General features: G+C 44.0%; 2 protein-coding genes. Both read right to left on the bottom strand.

The features are described from left to right. Positions 1-89: 89 nt before the first annotated feature. Complete coding sequence (locus tag ABUA47_RS23940) at positions 90-377, bottom strand: immunity 17 family protein (protein WP_005836808.1); 288 nt, start codon at positions 375-377, stop codon at positions 90-92. Next, on the bottom strand, positions 343-1285 hold a 943-nt coding region (locus ABUA47_RS23945), incomplete at its 5' end, for a hypothetical protein (RefSeq protein ID WP_349832193.1). The genes ABUA47_RS23945 and ABUA47_RS23940, both read right to left, overlap by 35 nt.

Here is a 1285-nt window from a genome sequence, read left to right on the forward strand (position 1 = left end):
CCCTTGACCTGTGCGCCTACGCCGGTCTTTAGGTTGGCACTTACGCTGTCGAAATAACCTGTGTCCGCCATAACTGTCAGTCTTTATCGTTATTTAACTCGAAAATACAAATAGGCAGATGCAACAATGGCAATCACAATGATTACACCGAGCCAAAATCGGAATCCGGTTGGACCCAATAAGTCAAGAAAGAAGTTTCCTCCCCAGCTTCCGGGTCTGGCGTATGTCCATTTCCAGTCGAATATCAGTCCGACAAGCCAAACCAATAGCAGAAAGATTACTACTAAGTACCCCACTTTGGGGTTCGCATAGGCATATTCGGTTGCATCAGTGAACAGCCCTTCAAGATTTCGCAATATGTTGTTCAGCCATTCCATTGTATTTTCCTAAATTTCTTTTATACTCATACAAATAATTCTCCCAGTCATCTCCTAACACTTTGGTCAGAACTTCATTTATTTCATCGTCACTGACCAGCTTAGAGCGTGCCGAACTGTTTAACAGGCTTAATAGCAGGAGAGGATAAGAGGAGTTCTTTATCAGGTCTATGGAAAGTTTGTCTGAAAGTCTGAAACCTTCCACATAACATTCCGCAGCTAACGATTTCTCATAATTATTTTCCCGGCACCAACCACACAGTCTCAACGCTTCACTTTGCATTAGGTAATCGTTGCATCTGGAGTATGCTTCAGCACCGCGATAGTACGTCTCTGCCGCTTCTTTCCAAAGTGACTCTCGTACATAGATGGAGGCCTTTCCCAATAAGGTGTTTCCGAGCAATCGGCAGGCCAAAGAGGGGTCTAATTTTTCTTCCCCGATTTCAGCGGCTTCTACGGCTTTGTCGGCAAAGTACATGGCTGTCTTATAGTCCTTATGGGAAATCTGGTCGGTATATAGAATTGTATATACGGTTACAAATTGGCTAATCCAGTTAATGTTTTTCTTCACATTTTCGAGGGCAATGTCGAGGCATTTCTTCGCAAATTCCTCTGTTTGCGTTGCGTTCCCTTTTTTCACACTGTTCATCAGTTTGATTAATGCCAGCCTGAAATTTGAGGCTGCCGGGTCGTTCTTATCCTCATTTGCCGCTTGTTCCGCAAGTTGCTCCATTGCTCCGTCCAAATCTATTGGCGGATAAATAGACACCGCGTCATTGGAATGTTTGGCCATTAGTTTGCCAAACTGTTCATGGTCTTTTATGTCGGATATACCCCATACCATTTGCTTGTGGAATGGCAGGGCAAGAGCCTTTTCAAACCATTCACGACATCCGTCATAGTCGTAT

The organism is Bacteroides sp. RTP31139st1_H2_RTP31139_211217 (genome assembly GCF_040227615.1).
Taxonomy (GTDB): Bacteria; Bacteroidota; Bacteroidia; order Bacteroidales; family Bacteroidaceae; genus Bacteroides; species Bacteroides uniformis.